The organism is Pseudomonadales bacterium (assembly GCA_041395945.1).
Taxonomy (GTDB): domain Bacteria; phylum Pseudomonadota; class Gammaproteobacteria; order Pseudomonadales; family Azotimanducaceae; genus SZUA-309.
Map to the genome: position 1 here is coordinate 2,270,822 of JAWKZN010000001.1, position 16,172 is coordinate 2,286,993.

General features: G+C 62.4%; 13 protein-coding genes. 8 read left to right on the forward strand and 5 right to left on the reverse strand.

The features are described 5' to 3' along the window. Positions 1 to 57 precede the first annotated feature (57 nt). Complete coding sequence (locus R3E82_10510; protein MEZ5551312.1) at positions 58 to 816, forward strand: peptidase; 759 nt, start codon at positions 58 to 60, stop codon at positions 814 to 816. 29 nt (positions 817 to 845) lie between these two features. Here R3E82_10510 and R3E82_10515 read toward each other — a convergent pair whose 3' ends face one another. Beyond that, a complete protein-coding gene (locus R3E82_10515) occupies positions 846 to 2,939 on the reverse strand; it encodes a tetratricopeptide repeat protein (GenBank protein ID MEZ5551313.1) in 2,094 nt (697 codons plus the stop codon). Between the two features lie 95 nt (positions 2,940 to 3,034). Here R3E82_10515 and R3E82_10520 point away from each other — a divergent pair, with 95 nt between their 5' ends. Further along, the gene (locus R3E82_10520) at positions 3,035 to 3,838 is read left to right on the forward strand and encodes an isoprenylcysteine carboxylmethyltransferase family protein (protein ID MEZ5551314.1); all 804 of its coding nucleotides are present in this window, start codon (positions 3,035 to 3,037) and stop codon (positions 3,836 to 3,838) included. A gap of 26 nt (positions 3,839 to 3,864) precedes the next feature. Here the strand turns inward: R3E82_10520 and R3E82_10525 are convergent, their stop codons facing one another. From R3E82_10525 to R3E82_10540, 4 genes are all read right to left on the reverse strand, one after another. Continuing rightward, entirely contained in the window at positions 3,865 to 5,178 is a 1,314-nt protein-coding gene (locus tag R3E82_10525) for a mechanosensitive ion channel (GenBank protein MEZ5551315.1), read from the reverse strand. Between the two features lie 76 nt (positions 5,179 to 5,254). Further along, positions 5,255 to 7,072 carry a sodium:proton antiporter gene (locus R3E82_10530; GenBank protein MEZ5551316.1) on the reverse strand — a complete coding sequence of 606 codons (1,818 nt, stop codon included), beginning with the start codon at positions 7,070 to 7,072 and terminating at the stop codon, positions 5,255 to 5,257. Between the two features lie 863 nt (positions 7,073 to 7,935). Further along, complete coding sequence (locus tag R3E82_10535; GenBank protein ID MEZ5551317.1) at positions 7,936 to 8,412, reverse strand: hypothetical protein; 477 nt, start codon at positions 8,410 to 8,412, stop codon at positions 7,936 to 7,938. Positions 8,413 to 8,420: 8 nt separating this feature from the next. After that, positions 8,421 to 10,022 (reverse strand): GMC family oxidoreductase, encoded by a 1,602-nt coding sequence (locus R3E82_10540; protein MEZ5551318.1) that lies wholly within the window; start codon positions 10,020 to 10,022, stop codon positions 8,421 to 8,423. 212 nt (positions 10,023 to 10,234) lie between these two features. Here R3E82_10540 and R3E82_10545 point away from each other — a divergent pair, with 212 nt between their 5' ends. From R3E82_10545 to R3E82_10570, 6 genes are all read left to right on the forward strand, one after another. Beyond that, positions 10,235 to 11,197 (forward strand): alpha/beta hydrolase-fold protein, encoded by a 963-nt coding sequence (locus tag R3E82_10545; GenBank protein ID MEZ5551319.1) that lies wholly within the window; start codon positions 10,235 to 10,237, stop codon positions 11,195 to 11,197. Further along, positions 11,194 to 12,117, forward strand: a complete 924-nt coding sequence (locus tag R3E82_10550) for a phytanoyl-CoA dioxygenase family protein (protein MEZ5551320.1) — start codon at positions 11,194 to 11,196, stop codon at positions 12,115 to 12,117. The genes R3E82_10545 and R3E82_10550 overlap by 4 nt, the downstream gene beginning before the upstream one ends. Continuing rightward, positions 12,114 to 13,538 carry an amidohydrolase family protein gene (locus R3E82_10555; protein MEZ5551321.1) on the forward strand — a complete coding sequence of 475 codons (1,425 nt, stop codon included), beginning with the start codon at positions 12,114 to 12,116 and terminating at the stop codon, positions 13,536 to 13,538. The genes R3E82_10550 and R3E82_10555 overlap by 4 nt, the downstream gene beginning before the upstream one ends. 11 nt (positions 13,539 to 13,549) lie before the next feature. Continuing rightward, a complete protein-coding gene (locus R3E82_10560) occupies positions 13,550 to 14,362 on the forward strand; it encodes a phytanoyl-CoA dioxygenase family protein (protein MEZ5551322.1) in 813 nt (270 codons plus the stop codon). Next, a complete protein-coding gene (locus R3E82_10565; GenBank protein MEZ5551323.1) occupies positions 14,362 to 15,666 on the forward strand; it encodes an FAD-binding oxidoreductase in 1,305 nt (434 codons plus the stop codon). The genes R3E82_10560 and R3E82_10565 overlap by 1 nt, the downstream gene beginning before the upstream one ends. A gap of 113 nt (positions 15,667 to 15,779) precedes the next feature. Further along, entirely contained in the window at positions 15,780 to 16,151 is a 372-nt protein-coding gene (locus R3E82_10570; protein MEZ5551324.1) for a hypothetical protein, read from the forward strand. Positions 16,152 to 16,172 lie beyond the last annotated feature (21 nt).

A 16,172-nucleotide genomic window follows, 5' to 3' on the forward strand; every position in this document is an offset into this window, starting at 1 on the left:
ATACTTAAATCGAGAGTCGGGTCGGCGTTGCCGATCCCCGGGAGTACGGGCAAGCCTATGACTTACTGCGTCGCAGCCATCGTGGACGAAGGTCTCGCTTTTGTATCCGATTCGCGCACCAATGCCGGTGTAGACAAGCTCGGCACCTACAGCAAAATGCATCGCTTCTTCGGCGACGGCGAGCGCACCTTCATGATGCTCTCGGCCGGCAATCTCGCCACCACACAGGCGGTCATAAAGTCTCTCGAGCGCCATGTCAAAAGCGGCATGCAGCCGAACCTGTCGAGTGCCGCCGATATCGAAGAGGCCGCCGAGTGCGTGGGGCTCGCCAGCATCGAAGAGCAGAAGAAGTACCGCACCGCCAGTGGTGGTTTCGTACCGGAGGCCACCTTCATTTTCGGCGGGCAGATCCGGGACCAGGAACCGGGGCTTTTCATGATCTACCCCGAGGGTAATTTCGTTCGCGCCAGCACGGTGGCGCCCTACCTGCAGATTGGCGAGGTGAAATACGGTAAACCCATTCTGGATCGGATCATCACCCATTCCACCTCATTGAAGGACACGGCGAAGTGTCTGCTGGTATCGATGGATTCCACCCTCCGCAGTAACGCCACCGTGGGACCACCGATCGAGGCACTCGTGTACCGCAAGAACACCCTGTCGGCGGGCGTCCATCATCCTCTGGAAGAAAACCACGCCTATCTGGTGTCGCTGCGGGAGAACTGGAGCGCGCGCATCAACGAGGCATTCCGGTCGCTGCCGGATCTGCACGAAGTGAGTGTGGCAAGTGCTTCGATCACCCGGATTGATCGCTGAGCGCAGACGGGTTTCAGGACCGCTCAGAGTCAGGACTCCAGAATTTTCGCTCCCTGCCGCAGAAGGGCGGCAGCGTCCGGTGCGAAATGAAACGATGTCAGAAAGTCATCGAGCCTGTACTGCGGATTCAGCCTGCGAATGTGCTGCATCAGCGCGCGCGCTTCGGCGGTTCGACCCGCAACGGCGAGGCAGTGCGCGGCTATCGTCTGGGTGTGTGCGTGTGAGTTGGGGCGTGCGCTGCCCTTAAGCGCCCATGCGGCAGCAGCTTCCGGCTCCCCAAGTCTGAGATGCCCGAGGGCGCGCGTCGAGAACATCGCAAACAACAGCGGATCGAACGGGCTCAAAGCACGCGAAAAATCCGCCGAATGAATCGCAGCCGCGGGATCGCCGGACTGACAGTTCACAAAACCGAGCGCATAGTGGCCAGGGGCGAAATTCGGACAGAGCTCCACCGAACGCTGCAGTGCCGCAATCGCATCTTCGTGCTGACCGCGTAACCACAGGGCGCGACCCATCGCCCAGTGGGACGACGGATCCTGCTCATCGGCGATGATGCTTTGGCCTGCCGCGGCGTAGGCAAGATCGATCTCTGTCGCGCGAGAAGAGATCCGATGCAGGAAGGCGTTCTGGAAGTGCGTAAACGAAAGCGCCGAGTAAGCACGCGAGAATGTCGGGTCGCTCTGCGTCGCCTTGCGCAGCAGGTTCTGAGCCTCTTCGTTATCCTTCGCCGTGAATCGGTACATGTGCCACAGGGCCCGATGATAGGCCTCCCAGGCATCCACTGAATCCGGCGCACGCAGCACCGCGCGATTGATCTCGGCCACTTCGATTTCATGGGCTATGGATGCCACCAGGCTGTTGCCTATGTCATCGAGTGCGATCAGGGCATCCGTGATGTGGTACTCGAAAGTATCATTCCAGATGATCCGCGCAGAGCGCGTTTCGACGAGTTCGCTCGATACCAGCATACGGTCACCGCTGCGCGCGAGAGTGCCGCTCGCCACATAGTCGACATTGAGCATCCGACCGGCTTCCTCCGGCCCGACCCGGCGGGCGTTGAGCGCAAACACACTGCCGTGGGCGATCACAAACATCATCCGCAGTTTCGCCAGCCGGGTGATCACATCATGGGCAAGCCCTTCTGCAAGGCCACCGCTTGCCGCCCCGGGAGATCGATCCGTAAATGGCATCACCGCGATCGAGGCGCGACCGGATGTTGCGTCCGCAGTCGTCTTTCCGAAGACGGCCGTTTCTTCGTAGACCGCGGTCTGTATGTCGCCGTTCGGCTGCCGGGAAAGCGCAGCAGCAGCCATCGGTGCCACTGCTGACACCGCCGCCGGATTCGAAGCCGCACCCGCTCCCGTCTCCCGTGCCGCAAGCCACAGTCTGCGCAGAGTGACGCTGTCGAGACCTTCTGCTTCAAAGGATTTCACCGCCTCTTCGAGATGCTCCTCACCCTCATGGATACGGCCGTGGCGCGCCAGGACCCTGAACAGTGCGGCGTGAGCGGCAATATCCAGCGGAGCGAGCAGCAGCCAGCGATCCAGATCATCGAAGACCTCGGCAGCAGTCTGGTCGGCGGTGCGTACGAGTGCTTCGAGCACGGCAATCTCGCTGGCGCGGAAGCGACGCCGGTGGGCGATCAGCCAGCCCGAAAACCCGGGCTGACGATCGACCTCGGCATCTTCAAGAAACTCTCCGGTAAAACAATCCGCCAGTTTTCGCAGCTGTGCACGATCCATACCGCCAATGCCAGCCTGCAGGGCGTCGCGCACCTGAAGGGCGTCGACCCGGCTGTCGCTGAGATCGACTTCCACCCCGGCGGCGCCGCTCATCAGGCGGATCCGCCCGGGTTCATCGAGGAGCACACGAAGCTTGCTGAGTGCCCAGCGCAGCTCACCGCGTGGATCGTTAGGCGCATCCCAGAGCAGATCGCACAGGGTCAGGCGAGACACAGGACGCGTCGCCAACGCGAGGTAGCCGAGCAGTGCCCGGCATTTACGTGACGCAGGTACCGGGAGTTCGATTCCGTCGCGGCAGACGGCAGTACGGCCGAGCAGCCGAACCGACAGTCCAGGCGCGGTGGTTTCAGGGGCGGATTCGCGAACCTCGCCTTTTTCCACGCCAGTTTCCACGCCTGCTACCACGACCAGTTCAACGCCCGGATCTTACCGTGAACACCGAGCTTACCCCTTTATCCGTCTCAGGAGTCACTGACATGTCCGAATGCCCCGTTTCCACACTCCGGCTGAGCGTCCGCGGCGGGGTCGCCGCGGTCGCTTACGGCCTCTTCGCCTATCTCGGGTTTCTTGGCACCATCCTTTATGCCATTGGTTTCGTCGGTAATCTCTGGGTGCCGAAGTCCATCGACTCGGGCCCATCGGCACCGCTGCTGACCGCCCTCACTATGAACATCGCCCTGCTGGCCTTGTTTGCCGTGCAGCACAGCGTCATGGCACGTCCCGCATTCAAAGGCTGGTGGACCCGGTACGTGCCCGCGGCGGTCGAACGCAGCACCTACGTCATTCTGTCGAGCCTGGCGCTGGTACTGCTGTTCTGGCAGTGGCGCGCGCTGCCCATGTCCGTCTGGACGGTGGACAACGAAGCCGGTCGGCTGGTGTTGAGTCTGCTTTCCTGGAGCGGGTGGGCGACCGTGTTCGCCAGCACCTTCCTGATCAATCACTTCGAGCTGTTCGGCCTCAAGCAGGTTTTCGCGCGGGCATCCCGCCGGGTTCTGGCCGGGCCGGTCTTCAGCACGCCGCTGCTCTATCGAATGGTGCGCCATCCGCTGTATCTGGGATTTGTCTTCGCCTTCTGGGCAACGCCGGATATGACGGTCGGGCATCTGCTGTTCGCCCTGGCAACGACAGGCTACATACTGGTTGCTATCCGTCTGGAGGAGCGGGATCTGATCGCGGTGTTTGGCGATCAGTATCGGCACTACCAGCGCGACGTGCCCATGCTGCTGCCCCTGGTAAAACGCAGGAGCGTGAGGACGCCGGCCGGTTCCGTAACCCCGTAGCAGGTCATGCGCAGATCAGCACACAGTCACTTCCCGGGAGGGGACTCTGACACCGTGACTGGTGTCTTCATGATCACCTCCCGATGGGGATAGGGAATGCTGACACCGTTTTCCTTGAAGGTATCCCAGATCGCCAGCAGCACCTGACCGCGGATGTTGGTCAGCCCTTTCTGCGGATCCCTGATCCAGAAGCGCAGCACGAAGTCGAGAGACGAATCTCCGAAACCGGTCATCCAGCAGACCGGTTGAGGGTTCGGCACAACCCTCGACACCGTGGTTGCCGCCGCGATGGTCAGCTCGGTGACCTGATGGGGATTGGAGTCGTATGACACTCCAAAGGGCACATCGAGCCGCACATACTCGTCGGAAAACGACCAGTTGATGACCTCCCGGGTGATGAAGTCCTCATTTGGAATCAGATACTCGCGGCCGTCTCTGGTCACCACGGACACGAAACGCGCGCGCAGCTCGCGGATCCAGCCGAAGGTTTCACCGAGGGAGATGGTATCGCCCGGTTTGATTGAGCGGTCGAGAAGAATGATGAGGCCTGAAATGAAGTTCGATACCACCTTCTGCAGGCCGAAACCGATACCGACACCAATGGCGCCTGAGAGCACGGTAAATACGGTGAGATCGATGCCGATGCCGGAGATGGCGATGAAGCCCGCCACCACGATCAGGGAGATCTTCAGGATCTTGCCGATCAGTACCCGCAGGCTGGGGGTGAGTTCTTCGTTGTTCTGAATCCGGTTGTCGAGAAAATTGCCGGCGGAAATCGCCACCCAGAGAGTGCCGCCGAGGAATACGAAAGCCTTCACCACCAGCAGCAGTGACAGTCGCACCCCACCGATGGAGAAACCCGCCGCGTCCAGAAAGTCTTTTGCGGTCTCGGTGATGCCGAGGATGGTCAGCGCGACATAGGTCCAGCCCGCCACTGCCACCAGCCTGCTGAGCAGCCGGTTGCGGATGGTGTGGGATGCCACGGAGATCAGCAGCCAGGCCAGTGACAGCATCAGCGCCATGTAGGTGAGATAGTCACTGTCGAGCCAGCCGAAGGTCCGCAGTACCGTCAGCGCAGCGGCAAGCATCAGAACGAAAAAGGCCCATTCCAGCCGGCGCAGGGTGGCTACGGTAAAACGCAGGATCCCGGGACTGCCTTTGATGGTTCGCGCCAGCTCAATCAGCCGCGGCTCGACCCGATTCGATATCAGATACGACAGCCCGAACAGTGCTGCAATCAGAATCAGCTGAATCAGCACCGTGGTATTGGCGATCAGTTCGAACGCACTCATGGAGAGCCCGATCAGCCGATCAATCAGTGCCTGAAAATCGATATCCATGAATCCTCATGAAGGATGGTCGTGGCGATCACTATACAGATGCTGCGGGCAAGGATACCGGCTGCTTCGGTGGACTTCAGCCCTGCCCGTTCTGCTGTTCCGGTGCGAACAGACTGGCCACGTGCCAGTCCGCACCAGGCACCCACTCATCGTCCGGCGACAGGATGCGCACCTTGCCCCGCTCGTTCCAGCACACCAGCGGAATGATGCGCCCCTGGTGTTTTTCCAGGTAAGCGGAGAAGTCGAACTCCTTGGACAATCGGGTCACACGAATTTCCCCACCCTGGGCGAGCAGGCTGGCGAACTTCGACAGACTGACGTTTTTGTCGAAAGCGCGACGCCCTCTGCGGGCAGAGGCCACCGTATGTTTTTCAGAGCGCTGTTCGTCCACCTCCAGCGTCTGGGGCAGGGTGTACACACTGTCCCGGCCGAACTCCGAAGCAAAGTGGCTGCACAACAGATCATTCTGATCCGCTCGCCGGGTGAGCGCCAGCAGCTTGCCGAGACCGGTCAGGTCGAGACGCATCTCAGCGTGGTCAGAAGCCGGGTTGCCGTAGTAGGTTTTCACACCCGCCATGCGGGCTTCCCGCACACCTTCCCAGGTTGAGTCAGCGATCAGCACCGGCACCTCGTTGGCCTGCAGCACCTCCGCAATCGCCCGCGGTACAGGACCGCTCCCCGCAATCAGAACGCCTTCCGAAGGCGGCGCTGCCACACCAAGCTTTCGCACCAGCGGCCCGGCTGTGAGGCTCTGAAACACCACAGTACCGATAATGATCACGAAGGTGAGCGGCACCAGCATTTCTGCGCCTTCAAATCCCGCAGCTTCCAGGCGCATGGCAAACAGGGCAGAGATCGCCGCGGCAACAATACCGCGCGGAGCGATCCAGCTGAGGGCGAACTTCTCTTCCCGGGTGAGATCCGAGCCCCGGGCAGAGAGCTGGATTTTCAGCGGCCGGGCGATGAACTGAATCACAAACAGCACCCCGAGGCTGGCCCAGCCCAGACTCATCACCTGTGCGAAATCGAGCCGGGCGGCCAGCAGAATGAACAACCCCGAGATCAGCAGCATGCTCAGACTTTCCTTGAAGTCGAGTATCTCCTCGAGGTGCACGCCCCGCATGTTCGCCAGCCATACGCCCATCACCGTCACCGCCAGGAGGCCGGACTCGGATTCCAGGGTGTCTGCAAGCACATAACAGGCAAACACCAGCAACAGAGTGGCCACATTTCTCAGGAAATCCGGTACCCGGCTGGCCCTCAGAGCAAGCCCCCACAGGTAGCCGAACACCGCACCAATCGCCAGTCCCGAGACGATGACCTGCACGAACCCGAGCACGGCCTCGCCGGTCGCATCGGAAAAACTGGTGGCGATGATCACGTTAAAAGTCAGCACCGCCAGCAGTGCGCCGACCGGATCGATGAGAATACCTTCCCAGCGCAGAATGTTGGCGATACGTCGATTCGGTCGCACAGCCCGGACCATTGGAACGATTACCGTGGGTCCGGTCACCACCATGACTGCGCCGAACAGGATGGAGATCTGCCAGCTCATTCCCACCAGAAAGTGTGCGGCCACCGCGCTGATCACCCAGGTGACGAAGAAACCGACGAGCACCATGTTGGTGACCACGGAACCATGACCCCGGATTTCTTCGCGCCGCAGTGTCAGGGCGCCTTCGAAAAGAATGACTGCCACTGCGAGCGAAACGAAGGGAAACAGCAGATCACCAAACAGCGCATCCGGGTTGAGCAGCCCGAGGCCGGGACCTATCAGAATGCCGGAAAGCAGCAGAAACAGAATCGCCGGCAGGTTGGTCAAAAACGCCAGCCACTGAGAAGCCAGCGACAGGACGCCGATACCGGCGAGGAGGAGCAATACCGTGTGATCCATGGGATTCCTGAGCAGGGCGGACGCCGCGCAGGTTAGCTGGTCGGTAACGGCAACTCCAGTCATAGGCCGTGTGCCATCGGGTCTACCGCCTCTTGTCCATCACCTACTCAGGGCTGAAGGCACCGGGCTTGTTTTCGATGCGGATCGCGTGGCTGTGTTGGAGAGGGGGTTGCAGCGGACCTACACTCGGGCCCTCCGGGCTCCCCTCGATTGGTGGAGTTGCCCCGAAGCGGGTCAATCCACCTCTCTCGGCCTCGCTCCACGGTCCGCTGCAACCCCCTCTCCATCCCAGCTTCAAGATGGATCCGAAAAATGCGGTGAGACTTCTCTGGATGCTGGCCAGCCTCACAGCCACGAAGCCTGAAAAGATTTACCAGGCGTGGGCGAGGACCTGCTACCCCGGGCCGTGTAGCGAGGCCGAGTACGGCGTTTTGACTCGTGCTCCTGCGCGAGGCAAAACGCCACGCGAGGGCACAGCGGAGCTGCCGAGCGAGGCCTGGGGTAGCAGGTCCTCGACCATGCTCTGATCAATCAGTTTCCGAGTTTCTTTACTGAGCTCCTCAGGCCGGCCCGCAGCGGCAGATGGATGGCGGAATCAGCCTAGGGAGCCTCTGATTAAGTATCAACGCCTCAGAGCTTCTCGCAGCCGCTCCTGCAAGGCGCGACCCGAAAGCAATACTGGTTGTATTGGTGAGGGTCGCAACACAGCAGGGGCGGCTGCGATAAGCTCCCGGAGGGCGCGTCGTACAGGCGCTCTGGACTGCGTTGCACTTCTTGGCAATGGAACCACCATTGCCGGCGAAGTGCGTCTTGCCAGAACGCCGGTACGACACGCTGAGGCGTTGATACTTAATCAGAGTCTCCTAGGGTACGTCCCGATACCGGCGGCCCCGCTGCCGCACGGGGTCGAGCAGACTCCAGTTGCCCTGCTCCACTTCGAAGCCGTCGGGAAAGGGGGCCCTGGGTTCCATATCCAGTGACCGCATGACCCGGTCGTCCCGGTAGTAGCAGCGCAGCACCAGGCTGACCAGCACAAACACTGCGGGGGTAGCGCGAAGGATCTTAAGCACCTCTGTACCAGCGGCATCGTCCATTGACTGGAGCTTGCCGCCGCCGTATTTGCTGACAATGTCCGCCACCACCCCCAGCGCGCCAACGACCGCTGCTGCCATCGGTCGGGCAGTAGCGAGGATGTCCGCAAAGATCCGCGCATCGTCTGCGCCAGGCACCCCGTACTCGCTGCTGGATGGAATGATGGCGGCGGCGATCCAGCGCAGCAGTTCACGCTGTGCGGAATCGAGCACGTTCTCCCCGGCGATCAGTGAATCCTGGACACTCATCTCACACCTCAAGCAAACAGATTGGCCAGGCGCTGCTTCATCGACCCGGCGATGTAGAGGGCGAGTGCCTGAATGGTCGGCGTCGGATTCACACCGGCTGAGGTCACGAACAGGCTGCCGTCCACGATAAAGAGGTTTTTCACATCGTGGCTTCGGCCCCACTCATTTACTACCGATGTGGCCGGATCCCGACCCATGCGCGCGGTGCCCATCAGATGCCAGCCGCCTACAGCCAGTGGCATCTCCGTCATCACGTCCGTGGCACCTGCAGCCTTGAGTACTTCTGTGCCACGTGCCACCGCAAAGTCGAGCATGCGGCGGCTGTTGTCACTGAGTTCGTAGTGAATGTGCGGCGCCGGGATGCCGTTCGGATCCTTCAGAATGGCATCCAGCGTCACCCGATTGTGTGCCTCCGGAAGATCCTCGCAGATACCCATCATGCCGGTAACCCGGTTGTGCATGGTCCGGTAGGCGCGGTGGTGCCCCTCACCCCAGGGTATGCGGCCCCTGAGCATGCCCATCAGTGCCGTACCGAGCGGTGCGCGACCCCGGTTGATCTCGTAGCTGAAACCGCGCACATAGCCGCGCGCCGGGTCGGTCTCGTAGAACTCCTGACTCCAGATACAGTTGGTCGGCCCTTTATAGCCATCGAGGGGCTCGTCAAAGACGCCGAGGATGGCGGCATAGGGATGAAACATCAGATTTCGGCCGACCAGGCCGCTGCTGTTGGCAAGGCCGTCGGGGAAGGCGGTGGATGTGGAGTTGAGCAGGATTCGCGGTGTGCCCACGCCGTTACAGGCGAGCGCTACGACTTCGGCCGCCTGTCTGCACTCCACACCGGCGGCGTCGTAGTAGATCACGCCGTCAGCCATACCGGCGCTGTTCACGGTGATTTCCCGAACCCGGCAGCGGGTGCGCACCTCCACGCCACTGCGCAGGGCGTGCGGCCAGTAGGTGATGTCGGTGCTGGCCTTGGCACCCTGGGTACAGCCGGTGATACAGGCACCGAGATTGATGCAGCGATCCCGGCCGTCGTAGGGCTCGGTCGCCACGGTGCTGTCCGACGGCCACCAGTGCCAGCCGAGCGTATTGAAGCCTTGCGCCAGCCGCTGTCCCGCCTTGCCGAGGGGGACCGGTGGCATCTGTGGCTGCTTCGGGGGATAGGCCGGATCTCCGGCGAGTCCGGAGACCCCCATCATCCGGTCATTGAGATCGTAGTAGGGCGCGAGTGTTGTGTAGTCGATAGGCCAGTCGTCGGCGACACCATCGAGGGTCCGCACCCGGAAATCACTCGGGTGGAAGCGCGGAAAGTGCCCGGCGTAGAGCACGGTACCGCCGCCCACCCCGTTGAAGTTAGCCACCTTGATCGGCGATTCATCATCGTTGATCGGGTAGTCGGCAAAATTTCTGCGACGATTGGGGCTGAAGCTGAATTCGTCGAGCGCACGCGCTTCCCAGTCCCGACCGTTGGTCGGATAGTCGGCAGGATTCGGCCAGTCGCCCTGCTCGAGGCACAGGATGCGCATGCGGGTGTCGGCGAGACTCCAGGCCAGCGCCGCGCCCGATGCACCGGCGCCGATGATGAGCACATCAACGCTGTCGTCTGCCATGGCGGCTCACTTTCGAGTGGTAGAAAGCCGGCAAGGATAGGTTTCGGATCCCTCGAATTCAACGTTGCCGGGCCGTATGCCGGCACCTGTGCCGGGTCCTCTGCCGGACCGTACACCGGCACGAATGCCGGTGCTTCAACCGGCACGTTGGCCCGAACCGATTCGATGGGCATACTGAAAGCGCCACCCCGCGCCGGATTGAGAAGTTCTGAATGCCCATGGATCTGCAGACCTACGCCCGCCTCGGCCTCGACCAGCCCACCCCCGCCGAGGTCAATGGCCGCTCCAACGCCGACATACGCGCCTCCCTCGATCACCCCGGCGACCGCGTCTATCACCCCTGCCCGGAGGCTTTTCCCGATGAGGAGGTACCGGCCGGCACCCTGACCCGCTATCGCGACTGGGACCAGACCCGCATTTATGCGGACACCCTGCGGGATCTGTTCGTCTACCTGCCCGCCCGACTCGACCCCCGTGATCCTTTAGATCTGCTGGTGTGCAATGATGGTGCCGGCTATTCGAGTCTCAACGGCGCCGTACGCGCAACCCGGGTGCTCGACAGCCTGCACGCCAGGGGTGAAATCCGGCAGACCGTGGGCGTGTTTGTGAATCCCGGCCGCCCGCCGGATGCACAGAAGCCGGGCTACTCGAGTGACTACAACGCCGCCATGCGTCAGCGCAGCCTCGAATACGATGCACTGACGCCCGACTACGGTGACTTTCTCGAAACAGAAGTTCTGCCCTTCGTCGCCCGGGAGCATCGCATCCGCATTACCCAGGACCCCACCCGCCGCACCATCTGCGGTATCAGCAGTGGTGGCATCTGTGCCTTTTCCGTCGGCTGGTTTCATACCCGCAGCTACCAGCGGGTGCTCAGCCACTGCGGCTCCTTTACCAACATACTCGGCGGACACAACTATCCCTACCTGGTGCGCACCACCCCGCGCAAAACGCTGCGCGTCTGTCTGCAGAGCGGGGTGAACGATGCCAGGACCCTGTTCGGCGACTGGGCGCTGGCGAACCAGACGATGGCGGAAGCGCTGAACTACGCCGGCTACGATCATCGTTTCGAATTCGGCACCGGCGGGCACAGCCTGCGCCACGGTGGCGCGCTGTTTGCGGATTCACTGCGCTGGCTGTGGAGAACGGACGAAGAGCAGGAAGCACAGAAATGAGCGAACGGTTCACTCCCGGTCAGGTCGAGGCCTGGCGCCGCGAAGGCGGCGTGCTGATCGAAAACTTCTTTACACCTGAAGAAGTCCGGTCAGTACAGGCGGACTTTCGGCAGGTGTTCGGTCGCGGCGCGGGGGCCGATACACCCATGGTCCGCAGGAAGGCTGGCGAGACAGGCCGCTTCAGCGCCGCCCAGTTCGCCACCTTTGAAGCAGTGCCATGCGACTGTTCACCAGCGCTGAATCTGATCGGCGTGCATCCCGCCCTGATGGCATTCGCCCGCGCGGCCCTCAACACAACCGACGTGCACCTCTATCAGTGCCAGGTGTGGGCCAAGTTCACGGGCGCTGCGGACTACGATCAGCCCTTCCATTGCGATTTCTCCAATCACACCCTCACGGTGCCATCCGAAGACGCCTGCCTGAACTCGGTCACCATCCTCTGCTACTTCTCAGATGTCACCGATGCCCACGGGGCCATGCACTACGTGCGCCGCACCGACAGCGCGCGGATCGCCCCCCCGGAAGCCACCCTGAGCAATGATCCCGATCTGCAGAAGCGCCTGCAGCCCTTCGAACGCTCCAGTGCTGCACCGGCGGGCAGTATTTTTCCCTATTCCATCGACGTGTATCACCGCGGCACCAACATGACCGCCCCCGGTGGCAGCCGTTATGCGGTGATGGCCTGCTATAAGAGAGCGGGCGACGACAGCGTGGGTTACCATGCCTGGCCCTTCCACCATCTGAAACCCTGGTATCGGATCTTCGATCATGCCACCCCGGAACAACTGGCCTGCTTCGGCGTCAAGCCACCCGGCGATCCCTTCTGGACGGAAACCACACTGGCCCGGGCCGCCGCAAGATATCCCGGCTGGGATCTGACTCCCTACCGGGAAGCTGCACTGCAGAGGAACCACGGATGAATCGAATCGCGCAACGCCGGGGACTGCTCACTGCCGCACTGCTCACCGCCGGACTGCTCACGGTAGTGGTGGGCTGCACCACCGTGACACTGCCACCCATCGACGGTATCGCCATCGAACATGTCACCCTGATCGACGGGGTGAAGGAGCCACGTGTGGATCAGCGCGTGATCATCCAGGGGGATCGGATCGTCTCCATCACGCCCATGTCCGCCAATGTGGCGTCGGCCACAGACGCCATAGACGCCACGGGGAAATTTCTGATCCCGGGCCTGTGGGACATGCACGTGCACTTTCTCTACGAGGAAGCCCTGACCCTGGAAATGGCGGATCTCTTTCTGCACTACGGCATCACCAGTGTGCGCGATACCGGCGGCGACCTCGCACTGATCACCGCACTGCGTCGCGGTCTGCAGGTGCGGGAGACCCCGGCGCCCAGAGTTTTCCTCTCCGGTCCGCTGCTCGACGGCCGCTTTGTTGTGTACGACGGTTCGGACCCGGGCCAGCCGCCGCTCGGCACCGGCGTGCCGGATGTCGACACCGCCCGTCAGACGGTTCAGGCGCTCAACGCTGCCGGTGTCGATTTCATCAAGATCTATGAACTGGTGGATCCCGCCGTATTCGATGCTCTGGTCGCAGAAGCCAGTCTGCTCGGATTGCCGATCGCCGCACACGTGCCGCTGATGATGACGGCAGACACCGCAGGCCCTGCTGTGGATTCAATGGAACATCTGCGCAATATCGAGCTCGCCTGCGCGGCGAACTGGCAGGAACTGCTCGCTGCGCGCCAGACGGAAATCAGCGGCTTCTCTGAAGGCCGGGGTTATGAACTGCGTCGTGACCTGCACGCCGCTCAGCGGCTCCCGGCGATCGCCGCCTACGATGAAACACGTTGTGACGGGGTACTCGACACACTCAAGCAGACTCTGCAGGTGCCAACTCTGCGTCTGAACACGGTGGCTGTGGTACGTCCCTTTGAAGCAGCCGACTGGCCCGCCGCGCTCGCCGAGCTGCCCGAGGATACCCGGCAGGACTGGCAGGCGCGCGCGGACGAGATGGCTCTGGCAGCCGCAACCGTTGATCCAGCCTTCTCCGACTGGAGTCTGTTTCTGATCTCCCGACTGAAAGCACGCGGAGTACCGATCGCAGCGGGTACCGACACACCCATCGGGCTGGGCATACCCGGCTACAGCCTGCACGAAGAGCTGGAACTGCTGGTGCGCGGCGGACTCACCCCCCAGGAAGCACTGCATGCGGCAACCATGGAACCCGCCCGCTTCTTCGGCAGACAGGCCGAAATGGGACGTATCGAACCCGGCATGCTGGCCGACCTGGTACTGCTCGACGCCGACCCCCTGGCGGACATCCGCAATACGCGCACCATCGACCGGGTGATGGCCGCCGGTGTCTGGGTGCGTTGAGCGAGGAGAGCATGCGCAGACCTCATGCCCTCACCCCGCTTGAAGCCGACCAGTACGCGCGGCAGGGCTTCTTCCTGCGCACGGGCGTTTTCTCGCCCACCCAGTGTGAGTTGCTGCGCCAGGCAGCGGATCAGGCCGCGTGTGCAGCGCGCGCACTGGCCCGTGGCGGCCACAGCTACCGGCTCGACGGCAACCGCTTTGTGGACGCCGGTCACGTCACCATTCAATTCGAACACGGCGCGGACAGCGAACTGGTGCGGGTCATCGAGCCGGTGCAGGAACTCGATGCCCGTCTCGATCACCTCCTCGACGATGCCCGGATCGCCGAGCCCATGCGGGGCATCATCGGACAGGAAGACATTGCGCTGTGGACGGCAAAGCTGAACATCAAAAGCCCGCGGGAGGGATCCGGCTTCCGCTGGCACCAGGATTCGCCCTACTGGATTCACGACTGCAGCCATGTCGATCTGCTGCCCAATGTGATGGTCACCTTCGATGACGCCTCGGCAGACAATGGCTGCCTGCGCCTGATTCCCGGCTCACACCGCAAGGGCTGCCTGCCCGGCACCGAGGACGGCACCCAGCTCCAGGGGTTCTTCACCCGCACCGACTGCTTCGATGAATCCAGACAGGCGCTCATGGAGGCGCCAGCGGGATCCCTGATCTTTTTTAATCCCCACACCGTACACGGCTCAGCGCCGAACACCTCAGATCGACCGCGCCGCGCCATCATCATCACCTGCCAGCCCGGCGGGTACCCGACGCTGAAATCGAAAACGCTCCGGCCGATCAAACCGGGCACTTCGAACCCGGCTGGTGGCTGATGCAGCCGCTGTCCAGAGAGCGGGTCGATGTGGTCATCGTCGGTGCCGGCATCGTCGGCGCATCGACCGCGCTGTACGCCGCCCGGGCCGGACTGAAGGTGATCCTCCTCGACAAAGGTGCCATCGGCTTCGAGCAGTCCACCCGCAACTGGGGATGGGTGCATCAGCAGGTGCGCTATCCCCACCTCATCCCCCTGGCAATGCAGTCGCGCCGCATCTGGGAAACCCTCGAACAGGACCTGGGTGCCGATCTCGAGTGGCGCCAGGGTGGCAATCTCAACATTGCGGGCAGCCCGGAAGCCATGGCGGGCTACGAAGGCTATCAGCGCGCGGCCGCGGACACGGGTCTCGATGTCGAACTGCTGAGCGCCGCACAGGTCGCCGACCGACTTCCGGGTATCCGCGGCGGAGTGCTGGGCGGACTGTTCATCCCCTCGGATGGACAGGCGAATCCGCATCGGGTGACCCGGGCCTTCGTCGACGCCGCAGTCGTTGCCGGTGCCACGCTCCTGCAGGGTTGCGCCGTTCATTCGATTCTCATCAGCAGCGCCGGTGTGCAGGGGGTTGTCACAGAACGCGGCTCCCTGCTCGCAGACCAGGTGCTGGTGGCCGCAGGCGCCTGGTCGCGCAGGCTGCTTAAACCCTTAGGCATAGCCCTGCCCCAGAACGCCATCCGCTCCACGGTGATCCGTACCACCCCTGCCCCACCCTACACCCAGGCAACGGGCTGGGCGCCGGAGGTGGCCTTCCGCCAGGATGCCGCCGGTCGCTTTGTGCTCGCCTCGGGGGCGCGTTCCACCTTCGACATCAACCTGGATGCGCTCACCGACATCCGTCAGTTCGGCGCGACCGCCTGGCAATTCCGCCGGGAACTGAAACTGGCAATGGGACGCCCGCTGATTCGCGATCTGCTCGGACTGATTCCCGGCACACGCACCCATGCTTCTCCCTGGGCCGCCCTGCGCAGCAACGAACCACCGCCTGATCTGGAAGCCGCAGCACCCAATCTCGAAGGTTTCGCGCGCCTGTTGCCCCGGTTCGCGGACCTGGCAGTGGAAAAGATCTGGGCGGGCAACATCGACATGACACCGGACCAGGCTCCCGTGATCGACAACCGCACACCCGTACCCGGGCTGGTGATCGCCACGGGCTTCAGCGGCCATGGTTTCGCGATGGGGCCCGCCGGGGGGCTCTGTGTAAGCCAGCTTCTGCAGGGCAGAGCGGCTGACACGTCTCTGCACGCATTCCGACTCGCTCGATTTGCGGAAGGCGACCTGCCTGAGATGCCGGACTTCTACCCGTAGCGCACCGAAGCAGGTGCCGCCTGTATCAGGCATCTCAAGCTGCGAGCAGTGGTTCCCCCGTGCGCTTCGTGGCACTCTGACGGCACCGGGTGGAGACAAAGGAAATCGCAATCATGAAACAACGCCTGTCGCTGCAGTACGCCTTCGAACTGATTTTCGCGCTCATCACCCTGGCGGCCGTCATCGCGGTGCTGCAGACCTTTGTCATCGGTCAGCACTACATCATTCCGAGCGTAATCCTGGTGATTGCGGTGGTAACCGGCAATCTCGCCTGGCACGGCTTCCAGGATCGGATCTGGGCCAAGCAGATCCTCTTCTGGAGCGGTTTCCTCTTCACTGCCCATGCGTTCTTCGCACTGTTCTGGTCGAAACGCTACCGGGAGCTGCTCGGGGATTCTTTCGAGTGGGTGTGCGGCGCGGTATTCGTCGTCTTCGCCTTTCTCGTCTATCAGTACGCCGTACGCAACCGGCTGTTCAGGCAGTGACCGACACCAGGAGAACGCAGC